Consider the following 13,016-nt stretch of genomic DNA (forward strand, 5'->3'; position numbering starts at 1 on the left):
ATCAGCCCTCCCCGGTGCCGACTGTGCCGGTGGACTCGAAGCGGTATCCGACGCCCCACACCGTCTGGATGAGCCGGGGCCGCCCGGGATCGTCCTCGACCTTGGCTCGCAGCCGCCGCACATGCACGGTGACGGTCGACAGATCACCGAAGTCCCACCCCCACACCTCCCGCATCAGATCCTCCCGGCTGAACGCCCGCCCAGGGTGTCGCAGGAAGAAGGCGAGGAGGTCGAACTCCCTGAGGGTGAGGGCGAGTTCGGCGCCGTTCTTGGTGGCGCGGCGGCCGACCGGGTCGGCGGTGAGTCCGGCCGATCGCAGAGTGCGTGCGGCGGTCGCGGGCCGAGTGCGCCGTAGCACCGACTCGACGCGCAGGACCAGTTCACGGGGGCTGAACGGCTTGGTGACGTAGTCGTCGGCGCCGACCTCCAGACCCAGGATCCGGTCGTCCTCGTCGCCGCGCGCGGTGAGCATGATGACCGGCACGGGCCCGTGCCCGCGCAGCCGGCGGCATACTTCAAGGCCGTCGATACCCGGCAGCATCAGGTCGAGCACCACCAGGTCGGGCCAGTGTGCGGCGGCCCGGGCGAGAGCCTCCGGCCCGTCCGCGGCGCGGTCCACGACGTATCCGGCCCGGTCGAGATACCCGGAGACGACTTCGGCGACGGTCGGATCGTCGTCCACGACGAGGACGCGCATCGTGTCCTGAGGCCTGCTCAGGACGGGTACGGCGGCTGGGGATTCGTACGGCTGCTGCATGCCGTCCAGCGTCCCACCGGCCGCGCTCGCCACCCGTATTCGTGTCTCGACGTCCGCGTTTCGTAAGGACCCGAAGCCCGATATGCCCGATTCTCGCCCGTAGGGTGAAAGCCGTGACGACCTCCCCCGCAACGGAACCGGACACGGCGCCTGTCGACGTGATCCTCCCCTGTCTGAACGAGGCCAAGGCCCTGCCCTGGGTGCTGGCCCGCATCCCGGCCGGCTGGCGTGCGCTCGTCGTGGACAACGGGTCCACGGACGGTTCGGCGGAACTGGCCCATAGCCTCGGTGCCACCGTCGTGCACGAGGAGCGGCGCGGTTTCGGTGCCGCCTGCCACGCCGGACTGGTGGCCGCCACCGCGGACATCGTGTGCTTCTGCGACTGCGACGCCTCGCTCGACCCGTCCCTGCTGGTGCCCTTCGTGCGCGAGGTACGGGACGGTGAGGCCGACCTGGTGCTCGGGCGGCGCCGGCCGCAGGGACGAGGCGCCTGGCCCGCGCACGCCCGGGCCGGCAACCTCGCGCTCGCCGGGATGGTGCGCCGCCGCACCGGACTGCGCCTGCACGACCTCGGCCCGCTCCGTGCCGCCCGCCGCGCGGATCTGCTCGCCCTCGGCCTGACGGACCGTCGCAGCGGCTACCCGCTCCAGATGGTCGTCCGCGCCGCGGACGCCGGTCTGCGCGTCGCCGAGCACGACGTGCCGTACCTGCCGCGCACCGGCGCCTCCAAGGTCACCGGGACCTGGCGCGGCACCTGGCAGGCGGTGCGGGACATGCGCCGTGTCCTTGCCGAACCCCCGGCGCCCACGGGCGTGTCGGCCACCGGCTCCTTCTCCGCACCGCAAGGAGCGAACTCCCTGTGACCACCCTTCTCGTCATCGCCAAGGAACCGCTGCCGGGACGGGTGAAGACCAGGCTGACTCCGCCGTTCACGCCCGAGGAGGCCGCCGCGCTCGCCGAGGCGTCGCTCGTCGACACCCTGCACGTGGTGCTGGCGACGCCCGCACGGCGACGGGTGCTGGTGCTCGCCGGAACGCCAGGTCCCTGGCTGCCGCCGGGCTTCGACGTCGTACCGCAGTGCGGCGGCGGGCTCGACGAGCGGCTGGCCGCCGCCTTCGCCGGCTGCGACGGGCCCGCGCTGCTGATCGGCATGGACACCCCGCAGGTGACACCCGAGCTCCTCACCGTCGACTTCGCCGACTGCGACGCGTACTTCGGACCGGCCGAGGACGGCGGCTTCTGGGCCCTGGGCCTCGCCGCCCCTGCCCCCGAACTCCTGCGCGGGGTACCGATGTCGACGCCCACCACCGGCGCCGTGCAGCGCGCCCGGCTGACCACCGCGGGCCTGCGCGTCCGCGACCTGCCGAGTCTGCGCGACGTCGACACGACCTACGACACTGAACTCGTCGCCGCCGCGGTACCGGAGGGGCGGTTCGCCAGGGAACTGGCGAGGCTGCAAACGGCAGTCGCCCGGTGAGCGCGGCACACGAGCCGGAGCGTCCCGCACCAACAGCGAAGGGGAGCCCGGCAACCGCCCTCATGAACCACCCCCCGCCGAGCCTCGCGAGCCACCCGAAGGCGGATCTCGGCGAGCGGTCCGCGCCGACCGCCGGGCGACTGCCCTCCGCGCCGCCCGACGCCACGGCACGCCCCTGGTCCGCCGACCCGTACACCGACGCTCTGCGCACCGGCCGCGGCCCCCTCTACCTCCGCCGTACCGACGGCTGGCTGCTGCCCCTGGAGGTCGAGCGCTGGTGTGCCGAGGCCGATGCCGCGGACCGGGAGGTACTGGGGCGGTGCGAGGGGGCCGTGCTCGACGTGGGATGCGGGCCCGGGCGGCTCGTGGCGGCGCTCGCCGCGCAGGGGAGGCGAGCGCTGGGCATCGACGTCAGCGACGCCGCCGTCGCACACACCGTCCGCCTCGGCGGGCAGGCCCTGCGCCGGTCCGTCTTCGACCCCCTCCCCGGCGAGGGCCGCTGGGACACCGCCCTTCTCATCGACGGCAACGTCGGCATCGGCGGCAACCCCCACGCCCTGCTCCGCCGGATGTCCCAACTCCTCGCCCCCGACGGGCTGTTGATCGCCGAGACCGTGCCGGTCGACGTCGACGAACGCGTGCAGGTACACGTCGCCGACGGCCGCGGCGCCTCCGGTACGGCCTTCCCGTGGGCCCGCCTGGGCACCCCTGCCCTGCTGCGCCACGCCCGCCGGGCGGGGTGGCGCCCGGACGGTCAGTGGACGGCCGGCGGTCGCTCCTTCCTCGCCCTGCGCAACCGCAGGACGAGCAGCGCGGCCGAGCCCCCGAACAGCACCGCCGTGACCAGCAGCCAGCGGGCCAGGAACCCGTCGCCGGAGAGGCCGGTGGCGGACCTGTAGTGGTCCGCGACCTGCCCGCTGATCAGCGGGAACCAGACCAGCAGCAGGAGGCCGGAGAACATGGCCGGGACCCGGACGTAGACCGTCCACGTCCGGCGGCCGACCGCACCCAGCGCTCCCGCCAGGGCCCGGTCCGCCCCCGCGTACAACGGCACCAGCACCAGGTCGTGCACCAGCGCCGCGCCCACGAACCACAGCGCCACCCCGAACCAGTCGTCCGCGAGCAGCCGCACCCCCGCATACCCGGCGAGCGCGAACGAGCAGGCCAGCAGCAGGAGTTGCAGCGGGCTGCCGAGGGCCGGCCGCCTGAACGGAATGCGCATCACAGGTCTCCGAACGTCATGCGGGCCACCCACTTGGTGTTGAGTACGCCGGGCGCCGCGGGGACGATGACGCGCGCCGGGTAGCCGTGGTCGGGGGTGAGGTCCTCGCCGTTGACGAACAGGGCGAGCAGGGACCGCGGATCGCGGACCTGGTTGTCACGCAGGGCGGACCGGCGGAACGCCCCGTGCCGCTGCAGCGACTCCACCAGGACGTCGGGCGCTACGGTCGCCTCATAGCCGACGAGCGCCGCCAGGTCCCGCAGCCGTACGCCCCGCCACCACTGGTCGGAGGTCGACCAGCCCTCCACGCACGCGATGGGCAACGCGGCGCTGTGCAGCGGGAGTTGAAGCAACTCGGCCCGCCCCAGCCGGACCGTCCGGCCGTTGCCCTCGACCACCAGTCGCCACGCCTCCTCGGACGTCTCCCGCGCGTCGATGCCGACCGCCGCCGCCGTCTTGTTGATCTGGAAGGCGCCGGGCCCGGAACCCGGTTCGGGCCCGCCGTGCGGTGCGAGGACGGCCGTCTCCCGCAATGGTCCGTCGAAGCTGCGGCCCGCCGTCGTGGCGAGCAGGAGCAGCGATCCGCCGCCCACCACACCGAGGGCGCCACGGCGCGAGACGGTGGGTTCGGCGGGGTTCGGGGACACCAACTCCCTTTCCTCGACAGGGGTTTCGTCTCGGAGGTGGCGCAGGTTGCGCAGGGCCAGGGGTGTCTTCAGCACGGCGTGCGCGAGGAAGGCGGCGAAGAAGACCCAGGCGCCGTAGAAGTGCAGGGGATAGAAGGAGCCGGGGAAGATGTAGTCGAGCTGGACGTTGAGCACGCCGGTGATGAACTCGAACAGGCCGCCGCCCACGAGGAGAAGCAGCGAGAGCCGTTCCAGCGCGTGGGCGAGGGAGCGGGCCGGCGGCAGGGCGAACAGCTTCGGCACGACCGACCACAGCTTCGCCAGCAGCACGGGGATCAGCACGATGCCGAGGGTGACGTGCACACCCTGCGTGAGGCGATACAGCCAGGACGGGTCGGTGGGCCAGGAGAAGAGATAGAAGCCGAGCAGGCCCTTGTCCGGGGTCTGGTCGTTCACCGGCGACAGGTCCGGGTTGTAGGCGGCGTACGACACCAGACCCGTCACGAACAGCACGGTGATCCCGACGAGCAGCACGACACCCAGCACGGAGGTGAACCAGGGCCCGCGCAACGGGCTGCGCCAGAAGGCGGGTGAGGAGGGGGAGCGTGGCATGCCCCGACCGTAGGCCGGGGACACCCCCCGAACGGGTTCGCAAACCATGACGAAACCCTGACGTCCACTCCAGCGGCGGCTCCAGCGGGCACACCCCGGCCTAGCGTGTCGGTGTGAACCGCGATCTTCTCCGCGACCGTCCCCGTACCCGTCCCGACGACCGTCCCCGTGACGTTCCGGGCGACCGCCGACGCGACCTCGTCCGCGACCTGGCCGCAGCCCTCGCCGCCGCCCTCCTCGTCCTGGTGGCCGTCCTGGTCGGCACCGCCATCCAGCGCCGTGACCATTCGCTCTTCGTCGCCTGGCCACCCGTCTTCGCCCAGTGGGAACCGCACGTCGGCCCCGGCACCCCGGCGGCGCTCACCGTCGCGGTTGCCGTCCTCGCGTACGGGCCGGTCCTCGCCGCCCGACTGCCCTGGCGGGCCCTGCTGTTCACCGCCTGGGGCACCGCCATGGCCTGGACGTTCTCCCTGGCCCTGGTCGACGGCTGGCAGCGCGGCATCGCCAGTCGGCTGACGACCACGAACGAATACCTCACGGTCATCGACCGCTTCCACGACATCCCCGCCACCCTGCGCGACTTCACCCACCACATCCTCAGCCACTCCCCCGCCCCGTGGCCCGCGCACATCGCCGGGCATCCCCCGGCGGCCACCGTCACCTTCGTCCTCCTCGACCGGATCGGCCTGGGCGGCGGGGCCTGGGCAGGCGTCTGGTGCATCACCGTCGGGGCGACGGCGGCCGCGGCGGTCCTCGTCACCGTGCGCGTGCTCGCCGGCGAGCAACTCGCCCGCCGTGCCGCGCCGTTCATGGTCCTGGCACCGGCCGCCGTCTGGATGGGTACCTCGGCGGACGGGTACTTCGCGGCGGTCGCCGCCTGGTCCGTCGCGTTCCTCGCCCTCGCGGTCACCGGACACCGGCCACGCACGGCCGGCCTCGCCGCCGGTCTCCTCTTCGGCCTCACCGCGTATCTCTCCTACGGGCTGACGCTGTTCGCGGTCATCGCGGGCGCCGCACTGCTGCTCGGCCATCGACGGCTACGCCCCCTCCCTTACGTCGCCGCCGGCCTCACCGTCGTGCCACTGGTGTTCACGCTGCTGGGCTTCAACTGGTGGGAGGCGTACCACTTGTTGATCACCCGCTACTACGAAGGCGTCGGCGGGACCCGGCCGTACAGCTACTGGGTGTGGGCGAACCTGGCCTGCACCGCGCTGCTCGTGGGCCCGGCGACGGCGGCGGGTCTGCGACGCGCGGGCACCGCTTCCGCACGTCCCGAAGTCCGGGACCTCCGGGACGGTCTCCGTACCGCCGCACCCGAACACCGCCTCGCCCTGCTCGTGTTCGCCGCACTGCTCGCCCTCCTCGTCGCCGACCTCTCCGGCATGAGCAAGGCGGAGACGGAACGCATCTGGCTGCCGTTCGCGATGTGGCTGCTCCCCGCGTGCGTGTTCCTCCCCCGGCCTCGCGCCTGGCTCGCCGCACAGGCCGTTCTGGCCCTGCTCCTCAACCACCTGCTGCTGACGGGCTGGTGACAGTGAACCGGGCAAGCTCGGGAGGTTGCGGAGGAGGCCCGCCGCCGCTGACGCCGCCGAGTCACCGGATTCCCGGCTGGTGATCCTCACACCGCGGCACGACGCGAACGCTGCCCGAAGGATCCAGGACGAAGCACCCGGGTGGTGACGGCGGGCCCGCGTCGGCCGTGCCCTGCCGGCGGCCGGGCCGCGGAGATGGTCAGCGGTCGAGCACCGGTCCCGCGGTGTCCAGCGCGGCGCCGACATGGTCGGCCAGGCTCACGGCCACGAGACGCGCCTGCAGCGGCGGCGGTGGCGTGCCGGGCTCCGGCTGCATCATGAACCGGCCGAGGTAACGGCCTCCGACCGAGGCACGCAGTTCGATCTCCTCACCGGGCCAGCCGTCCTTGTCCAGGTCCCAGTGGGCCCGGGCGGCGGTCAGCATGCCGTCCTGTTCCAGGCGAGGGTGCCTGCCCAGCAGCATGCCGGGTTCGAAGCGGCAGCCTCGCAGCCCCAGGATCTCGACGAGCTGCTGTCGTACCTGGTCCACCACGGCATACGGCGAGGCTCCCGCCTGGACCATGCTCGCCGTCTCGTGGATCCGCGCCAGATGGGCCGCGTCGGTGACGGTCACCAGCTTCAGGGTGCGGGCGTGGGCGGCCAGTTGGGAGACGGCCACGCCCACCGCCAGCAGCAGGAGCGTGGTGGTGATGTCGTCGCCGTGGGAGATGGTGAACCGCTGGTAGGGGCGGGTGAGGAAGAAGTCGAACCATGCCGCTGCCGAGAGCGCGGCCAGCACGCCGGCGGCCCGGCTGCCGAGGGCGGCGACCGCCACGATGATCACGACCAGGACCAGCGCCAGGTTCGCGGACGTCATGTGCGTACGGAAAGGCACCAGGGCGAGGGCAACGACGAGCGGAGCGGGTAGGGCAACCGCCAGGGCGATCCGGTCACGCAGAGGCATCCGCATGCTCCACCACCTCACGAGAGCGCGGGGCAGCCCCTTGTCCAAGAGGCCGCCCACACAAGGATCGACGCGGTACGGCGCCGGCAAGGCCAGCATCCCGCCGCTGCCCTCGCCCGACCACCGGGAAGGCTGCGGTCTTGATGCATTCCTGACAGTGCACGGACCAGGTGGCCTGGTGAGTGACGGTAAGGACGCGCCTGCCGAGCAACAGGAGTTCGGCCGTCAGAACCTCAAAACCCCAGCCATACAAGGGAAATGCACTGATCACGGCCTTCTGCAACATGCTTTATGCTTGTTCTTCATCTACCAGGATCTTCCGGGTCCGCCGATAGTCTTGAGAGTCTCGGGGCGTTTGACGGTCTTGCGCACGTCGTAGCGGGGTGCGGGACGGCGGTTCTTGGTCCCGGGCGGCCGTCCGGGACCTGTGCCACGAGGTTGGGGAACACGGGCCGGGCAGAGCAGGTGGGCTCGGATGTTCCTGAACCCCCGGCGGACCCGGGCCGGGGTGAGGCGTTCGGGCCTGGTCGGCTTCTCCCAGGGCCGGCGGAGGCCGGCGGCCAGCGGCCGGGCGAGCCTGAGCTGGGTGTGCGCGACGACCAGGAGCCAGGTCCAGCGGTCCGCGGCCTCGGGTGTACGCAGTTTCGGGGTGGTCCAGCCGAGCGTCTGCTTTCCGAACCTGAAAGTGTGCTCCAGGTCGAATCTCCTCAGGAACCCCTGCCACCAGCGGTCCACGTCCGCCGGAGCGGCTCCGGTCTTCGAGGACCACAGCCATACCGGCGGCGCCTCCCGCTCCTTGGAGTGGTACTCGACTTTGAGGCGGACCAAGGTACATGTCCATGCTCTGACCGTATGTGGCCGTCACGTCGCCCCCGCGAGGAGCCCGGCAGGCTTGGGGGCGAAAAAGTCTGGCCGGCGGGGCAGTCGAACCTCCTTCCGCGCCCGTCTTTACAGGGGAACGAGGGAGGGCGCATTGAATGCCGACGAGGAACGCCAGTTCCGCGAGTTCGTGGCGGCACGGTCGAGATCGCTGCTGCACACGGCCTACCTGCTCACCGGGGACTGGGAGCAGGGCCGGGACCTGCTCCAGACCGCGCTTGCCGCCACCGCTCGGCGCTGGTCGAAGCTGCGCGACCGGGAGCAGCCGGAGATCTATGTGCGCCGGGCGCTGTACCACGCCCAGGTGGACCGCTTCCGGCTGCTCAGCTGGGGACGGGAGACGGTCACCGACACCCTGCCGGACCAGCCGTCCGCGCAGGCCGTCGACTGGGCCGACACCGTGGTCCAGCGGCAGGACATCATGGCCGCGCTGCGGCGGCTGCCCAAGCGCCAGCGTGCGGTGGTCGTGCTGCGCTACTTCGAGGACCGGCCGGACGCGGAGATCGCCGCGATTCTGGGTGTCGCCCAGGGGACGGTCCGCAGCCAGACCCACAAGGCCCTCGCTTCTCTCCGTACCGCCTTGGCCGAGGCGGGACAGCCGGCCGCCTCCTCCACCGCCTCCGGAAGGGGCGTCGTCGCATGAACGACTCGACCGAACACCCGCTGCACGAAACGTCGTTGCACGACGCCCTGCACGCCCAGGTCCGGGGGAGCGGCGGTGACGCCGCCGGTGCCCATCTGGTCGGCCTGGCCGACGGCGCGTTGCGGATCGCCCGGCGGCGGCAGCGGCTGGCCCGTGCCGGTGTCGGCATCGTCGCCGCCGTCGCGGTCGCCACCGCCTGGGTGGCCGTCGCGGACGGCGCGACCCTGCGCGCCCACGTGGGTCAGCCCGCCGCAGGGGGCGACACCACGAACACCGGGAAGGCGGCCCTGATCGCCTTCCTGCCGGTCACCTCGTCCAACGAGCGCGCCTGCGCCCAGGGCAGCGGCGGCTACCCCGTGCCCGCGAGCGCGACCCACCCGGAGTTCTGCGTCCGGGCCGACCGGGCCAGAGGCATGACCGACGTCCAGGTCGCCTCCGCGAAGGCCGACAAGAGCGGTGCCGACGGCACCTGGCGGGTCGAGGTGACCCTCGACTCCGCCGACCGGACCCGTTTCGCCGCCCTCACCGGCTCCATCGCGTCGGCCCCGGCCCCACGCAACGAAATCGCCATAGTCATCGACGGCAAGCTCTGGGGCACCCCCTTCGTGACCTCGTCGATCACCGGCGGCCGTATCGAGATCCTCGGGCCCTACGTCGGAGACCTCACCGGCGCCACCGCCCTCGACCTTGCCCACCGGCTGGACCCGAACTGACAGCCGGTGCAGGTCACGGAGGCACCCGGAGCGGGTCAACGCGGGCCCGTCTCCGCCCTGCGCGGCGGCCTGCCCAGCGCCCAGAACAGGACGCCGAGGAGCCTGAATCCGAGCAGCGGGAGTGCCTCGGTCAGGAGGTACTTCACGCGCTCGTCGTGATGCCGGCCGTACGGCGCGTAGTCCCGGCTGAACCAGTGGTCGCCGAGGCCCGGGGCGACCATCTGCACGCTCGCGAAGAGGACGAGCGAAGTGCGCAGTATGCCGAATCCTCAGCGGTGGTATGAGGAACAGTCCCCCACAGCCACACCAGCGAGCAGACAAGCCCACCGCCACATGATCAACCGCTTTTGTCAGGGCCAGTTAGGCCACCTCGTACGGCTCCTCGGCCGTGGTCTCCGGGATTTCTCCCGTGTGCGGGGCGGCCTTGTCCCGCCGCCCGGTCAAGCGGGTGGCCAGGGGCTCGGTGTAGCGGGCGGTGAGCGGGCCGACGATGACCAGGATCAGCACGTACGCCGTGGCCAGGGGGCCGAGGGAGGGTTCGATGCCGGCGGTGACGGCGAGTCCGGCGATGACGATCGAGAACTCGCCCCGGGCGACCAGGGTGCCGCCCGCCCGCCAGCGGCCCTTCGCGGAGATTCCCGCGCGCCGGGCCGCCCAGTATCCCGTGGCGATCTTCGTGCCGGCGGTGACGACCGCCAGGGCCAGCGCGGGCAGCAGGACCGGCGGGATGCTCGCCGGGTCGGTGTGCAGGCCGAAGAAGACGAAGAACACGGCGGCGAACAGGTCCCGCAGCGGGGAGAGCAGGTTGTGCGCGCCCTCCGCGGCTTCTCCGGACAGGGCGATGCCGACAAGGAACGCGCCCACGGCGGCGGATACCTGGACCTGCTGGGCGAGTCCGGCGACCAGCAGGGTCAGGCCCAGGACGACGAGCAGCAGCTTCTCGGGGTCGTCGCTGGAGACGAAGCGGGAGATGTGGCGGCCGTAGCGGACCGCGACGAGCAGGACGAGGGCCGCGGCGCCGAGCGCGACGGCCAGGGTGAGGCTGCCCGCCGCGAGGCCGGTGCCGGCCAGCAGTGCGGTGATGATCGGCAGGTATACGGCCATGGAGAGGTCTTCCAGGACCAGGACGCCGAGGATGACGGGGGTCTCGCGGTTGCCGAGGCGGCCCAGGTCTCCGAGGACCTTGGCGATGACACCGGAGGAGGAGATCCAGGTGACCCCGGCCAGCACCACCGCGGCGACCGGCCCCCAGCCGAGCAGCAGCGCCATGGCCGCACCGGGCAGCGCGTTGAGGGCGGCGTCGACGAGACCGGCGGTGTACTGGGTCTTGAGGTTGGAGACGAGATCGCTGGCCGAGTACTCCAGGCCGAGCATCAACAGCAGCAGGACGACACCGATCTCGGCGCCGATGGCGACGAACTCCTCGCTCGTGCCCAGCGGCAGCAGTCCGCCCTCGCCGAAGGCCAGTCCGGCCAGCAGATAGAGGGGTATCGGGGAGAACTGGAAGCGTGCGGCGAACCGGCCCAGCAGTCCCAGGGCCAGGATGATCACGCCGAACTCGATCAGGAACCTCGCGGAGGAATGCACCTGTTCACTCCCGCCCGAGTATCGCCGCGGCCGACTCGACGCCCTCGCGTGTACCGATCACGATCAGTGTGTCTCCGCCGGCCAGCCGGAAGTCCGGCGTGGGAGACGGCACGGCCTCGGCCCGGCGCAGTACGGCCACGATCGAGACGCCGGTCTCGGTGCGCATCCGGGTCTCGCCCAGCACGCGGCCGTTCCAGTACGAGAGCGCCGACAGCGCCACGCGCTCCGCGACCAGCCCCAGTTCGGTCGTGGACAGCAGATTCGGGCTGTGGTGCGAGGGCAGCAGGGCGTCGATGAGCGCCGTCGTCTCCCCCGCGGTCAGCCGCACCGACAGGGCGCAGGCGTCCGGATCGTCCGAGCGGTACGCGTTCAGCGTCCGCTCGCCGTCCCGGTGCGCGACCACCGACACACGGCGCCGCTCACGTGTCGTCAGGTCGTAACGGACACCGATCCCCGGCAACGGCGTACTGCTCACGCGTGGAGTACCCATGTGTGTCTCCCTGTCCTCTCTGTGGTGATCGATGTCGGTGCGACGGCCCTGCTCAGGCCGACGCGAAATAGCGCAGCCACACATAGCCGAGCGAGATGGCCACGGTGACGGCGGTGACGATCAGGCCGTACTTGGTGAACTGCCAGAAGGTGATGGGCTGTCGGTTGCGTTCGGCGATGCCGAGGACGACGACGTTCGCGGAGGCGCCGATGGCGGTGGCGTTGCCGCCGAGGTCGGCGCCGAGGGCGAGGGCCCACCACATGACGTGGTCGCCGGCACCGCCCATGTTCTGGACCAGGTCGCTGGTGATGGGCGCCATGGTGGCGACGTACGGGATGTTGTCCACGACTCCGGACAGGACCGCGGAAGCACCCAGCATCGTCAAGGACCCGCCGAGTTCGTTCGTGCCGATCGCGTTCGCGAGCGCCTTGGAGACCTCGTCGATCACACCGGTGTCGATCAGGCCGCCGATCATGATGAACAGGCCCGCGAAGAAGGCGAGCGTGGGCCACTCGACCTCGGCGAGGACCTCGCTCGTCTCGGCCGTGGAGACGGCGACGAGCAGCCCGGCGCCCAGCAGGGCGACGATGCTCGGCTCGTAGTGCAGTACCGGGTGCAGGACGAAGCCCGCCACCACCAGGGCCAGGACGATCAGGCCCTGGACCAGCAGCCGCGGGTCCTTGATGGCCTCGCGCTCCTCCAGGGCCATGATCTCGGCGGCGCGGTCCTCGTCGTACACGAACGTCTTGCGGAACATGACCCGGCACAGCGCGACCAGGACGACGACGAGCAGGGCGGACAGCGGGGCGAGGTGGACCAGGAAGTCGTTGAAGGTGATCCCGGCCCGGCTGGCGATGATGATGTTGGGCGGGTCGCCGACCAGGGTCGCCGTGCCGCCGATGTTCGAGGCGAACACCTCCGCGATCAGGAACGGGGCCGCGGGCAGGGCGAGGCGTTCGCAGACCAGCAGCGTCACCGGGGCGATCAGCAGCACCGTGGTCACGTTGTCGAGCAGAGCGGAGGCGACCGCCGTGATGACGACGAGCATGGCCATCACCCGGAAGGGTTGGGCCCGGGCCTTCTTCACGGACCAGATGGCCAGGTACTCGAACATGCCGGTCTTCTTCAGCACGCCGACGATCATCATCATGCCCATGAGCAGAAAGATGACGTTCCAGTCGATGCCGGAGTCCTCGGAGTAGAACGCCGAGACGTCGTCGGTCGCCCCGATCGCGAGCATCAGGCCCGCGCCGCCCAGAGCCACGGCGACGCGGTGGATCTTCTCGCTGATGATCAGGGCGTACGCACCGACGAACACGACGATCGCCGCCCAACTGTGCCAGTCGTTCACGATCCTCCGCGGGGTTCCGAGACGGGTTCGGCGGTTGAGCCGGTGATGTGATGCGGGGCGGCGTGCCAGGTGTCCGCACCGTCCGGGCGGGAGTCCCCGCGGGCTGCGACGCGCGCGAGGCCGTCGAGGGCGCGGGCGTGGCAACCAGGACGTCCGTGGAACCGTGGGTGACGATCGGAAAGGC

The 13,016-nt window shown here is 71.6% G+C and carries 13 protein-coding genes and 1 pseudogene; 6 read left to right on the forward strand and 8 right to left on the reverse strand.

Annotation, left to right across the window (positions count from 1 at the left end; all coding sequences use genetic code 11):
• Window position 1: 1 nt before the first annotated feature.
• Window positions 2-757 (reverse strand): response regulator transcription factor, encoded by a 756-nt coding sequence (locus OG223_RS01890; protein WP_443073678.1) that lies wholly within the window; start codon window positions 755-757, stop codon window positions 2-4.
• A gap of 104 nt (window positions 758-861) precedes the next feature.
• Between OG223_RS01890 and OG223_RS01895 the strand changes: the two genes are divergently transcribed.
• The 3 genes from OG223_RS01895 (at window position 862) to OG223_RS01905 (ending at window position 3,133) form a co-directional block, all read left to right on the forward strand.
• Entirely contained in the window at window positions 862-1,620 is a 759-nt protein-coding gene (locus OG223_RS01895; protein WP_329241366.1) for a glycosyltransferase family 2 protein, read from the forward strand.
• Window positions 1,617-2,234 carry a TIGR04282 family arsenosugar biosynthesis glycosyltransferase gene (locus tag OG223_RS01900; protein ID WP_329241368.1) on the forward strand — a complete coding sequence of 206 codons (618 nt, stop codon included), beginning with the start codon at window positions 1,617-1,619 and terminating at the stop codon, window positions 2,232-2,234. Before OG223_RS01895 ends, OG223_RS01900 begins: the two co-directional genes overlap by 4 nt.
• A 62-nt stretch (window positions 2,235-2,296) precedes the next feature.
• Window positions 2,297-3,133 carry a class I SAM-dependent methyltransferase gene (locus OG223_RS01905; RefSeq protein WP_329241369.1) on the forward strand — a complete coding sequence of 279 codons (837 nt, stop codon included), beginning with the start codon at window positions 2,297-2,299 and terminating at the stop codon, window positions 3,131-3,133.
• A gap of 322 nt (window positions 3,134-3,455) precedes the next feature.
• Here the strand turns inward: OG223_RS01905 and OG223_RS01910 are convergent, their stop codons facing one another.
• Window positions 3,456-4,694 carry a molybdopterin-dependent oxidoreductase gene (locus OG223_RS01910; RefSeq protein ID WP_329241372.1) on the reverse strand — a complete coding sequence of 413 codons (1,239 nt, stop codon included), beginning with the start codon at window positions 4,692-4,694 and terminating at the stop codon, window positions 3,456-3,458.
• A gap of 113 nt (window positions 4,695-4,807) precedes the next feature.
• Between OG223_RS01910 and OG223_RS01915 the strand changes: the two genes are divergently transcribed.
• Window positions 4,808-6,226 (forward strand): hypothetical protein, encoded by a 1,419-nt coding sequence (locus tag OG223_RS01915; protein ID WP_443073679.1) that lies wholly within the window; start codon window positions 4,808-4,810, stop codon window positions 6,224-6,226.
• Window positions 6,227-6,425: 199 nt separating this feature from the next.
• On the opposite strand, the gene OG223_RS01920 is transcribed toward OG223_RS01915, so the two are convergent.
• Both OG223_RS01920 and OG223_RS01925 read right to left on the reverse strand, forming a co-directional pair.
• The gene (locus OG223_RS01920) at window positions 6,426-7,175 is read right to left on the reverse strand and encodes a DUF4118 domain-containing protein (RefSeq protein ID WP_329241375.1); all 750 of its coding nucleotides are present in this window, start codon (window positions 7,173-7,175) and stop codon (window positions 6,426-6,428) included.
• A 300-nt stretch (window positions 7,176-7,475) separates the two neighbouring features.
• A pseudogene (locus tag OG223_RS01925) lies at window positions 7,476-8,000 on the reverse strand (NF041680 family putative transposase); the annotation flags it as partial.
• A gap of 142 nt (window positions 8,001-8,142) precedes the next feature.
• On the opposite strand from OG223_RS01925, the gene OG223_RS01930 reads away from it, so the two are divergent.
• On the forward strand, window positions 8,143-8,691 hold the full coding sequence (locus OG223_RS01930; RefSeq protein ID WP_329241378.1) for a SigE family RNA polymerase sigma factor: 549 nt from the start codon (window positions 8,143-8,145) through the stop codon (window positions 8,689-8,691).
• Entirely contained in the window at window positions 8,688-9,404 is a 717-nt protein-coding gene (locus tag OG223_RS01935; RefSeq protein ID WP_329241381.1) for a SecDF P1 head subdomain-containing protein, read from the forward strand. The genes OG223_RS01930 and OG223_RS01935 overlap by 4 nt, the downstream gene beginning before the upstream one ends.
• Before the next feature lie 35 nt (window positions 9,405-9,439).
• Here the strand turns inward: OG223_RS01935 and OG223_RS01940 are convergent, their stop codons facing one another.
• The 4 genes from OG223_RS01940 to OG223_RS01955 form a co-directional block, all read right to left on the reverse strand.
• Complete coding sequence (locus tag OG223_RS01940) at window positions 9,440-9,631, reverse strand: hypothetical protein (RefSeq protein WP_329241384.1); 192 nt, start codon at window positions 9,629-9,631, stop codon at window positions 9,440-9,442.
• Window positions 9,632-9,764: 133 nt separating this feature from the next.
• Window positions 9,765-10,991 (reverse strand): cation:proton antiporter, encoded by a 1,227-nt coding sequence (locus tag OG223_RS01945; RefSeq protein ID WP_329241386.1) that lies wholly within the window; start codon window positions 10,989-10,991, stop codon window positions 9,765-9,767.
• Between the two features lie 4 nt (window positions 10,992-10,995).
• Window positions 10,996-11,481 (reverse strand): cation:proton antiporter regulatory subunit, encoded by a 486-nt coding sequence (locus OG223_RS01950; RefSeq protein ID WP_329241388.1) that lies wholly within the window; start codon window positions 11,479-11,481, stop codon window positions 10,996-10,998.
• A 52-nt stretch (window positions 11,482-11,533) separates the two neighbouring features.
• Window positions 11,534-12,832 carry an ArsB/NhaD family transporter gene (locus tag OG223_RS01955; protein ID WP_329241390.1) on the reverse strand — a complete coding sequence of 433 codons (1,299 nt, stop codon included), beginning with the start codon at window positions 12,830-12,832 and terminating at the stop codon, window positions 11,534-11,536.
• Window positions 12,833-13,016: the final 184 nt, after the last annotated feature.

Source organism: Streptomyces sp. NBC_01478, from assembly GCF_036227225.1.
Taxonomy (GTDB): Bacteria; Actinomycetota; Actinomycetes; order Streptomycetales; family Streptomycetaceae; genus Streptomyces.

What these genes read in the sequence shown, in the direction of transcription:
- OG223_RS01890 (WP_443073678.1), bottom strand. Translation starts at nt 757, where the DNA reads ATGCAGCAGCCGTACGAATCCCCAGCCGCCGTACCCGTCCTGAGCAGG.
- OG223_RS01905 (WP_329241369.1), top strand. Translation starts at nt 2,297, where the DNA reads ATGAACCACCCCCCGCCGAGCCTCGCGAGCCACCCGAAGGCGGATCTC.
- OG223_RS01910 (WP_329241372.1), bottom strand. Translation starts at nt 4,694, where the DNA reads ATGCCACGCTCCCCCTCCTCACCCGCCTTCTGGCGCAGCCCGTTGCGC.
- OG223_RS01920 (WP_329241375.1), bottom strand. Translation starts at nt 7,175, where the DNA reads ATGCGGATGCCTCTGCGTGACCGGATCGCCCTGGCGGTTGCCCTACCC.
- OG223_RS01935 (WP_329241381.1), top strand. Translation starts at nt 8,688, where the DNA reads ATGAACGACTCGACCGAACACCCGCTGCACGAAACGTCGTTGCACGAC.
- OG223_RS01950 (WP_329241388.1), bottom strand. Translation starts at nt 11,481, where the DNA reads ATGGGTACTCCACGCGTGAGCAGTACGCCGTTGCCGGGGATCGGTGTC.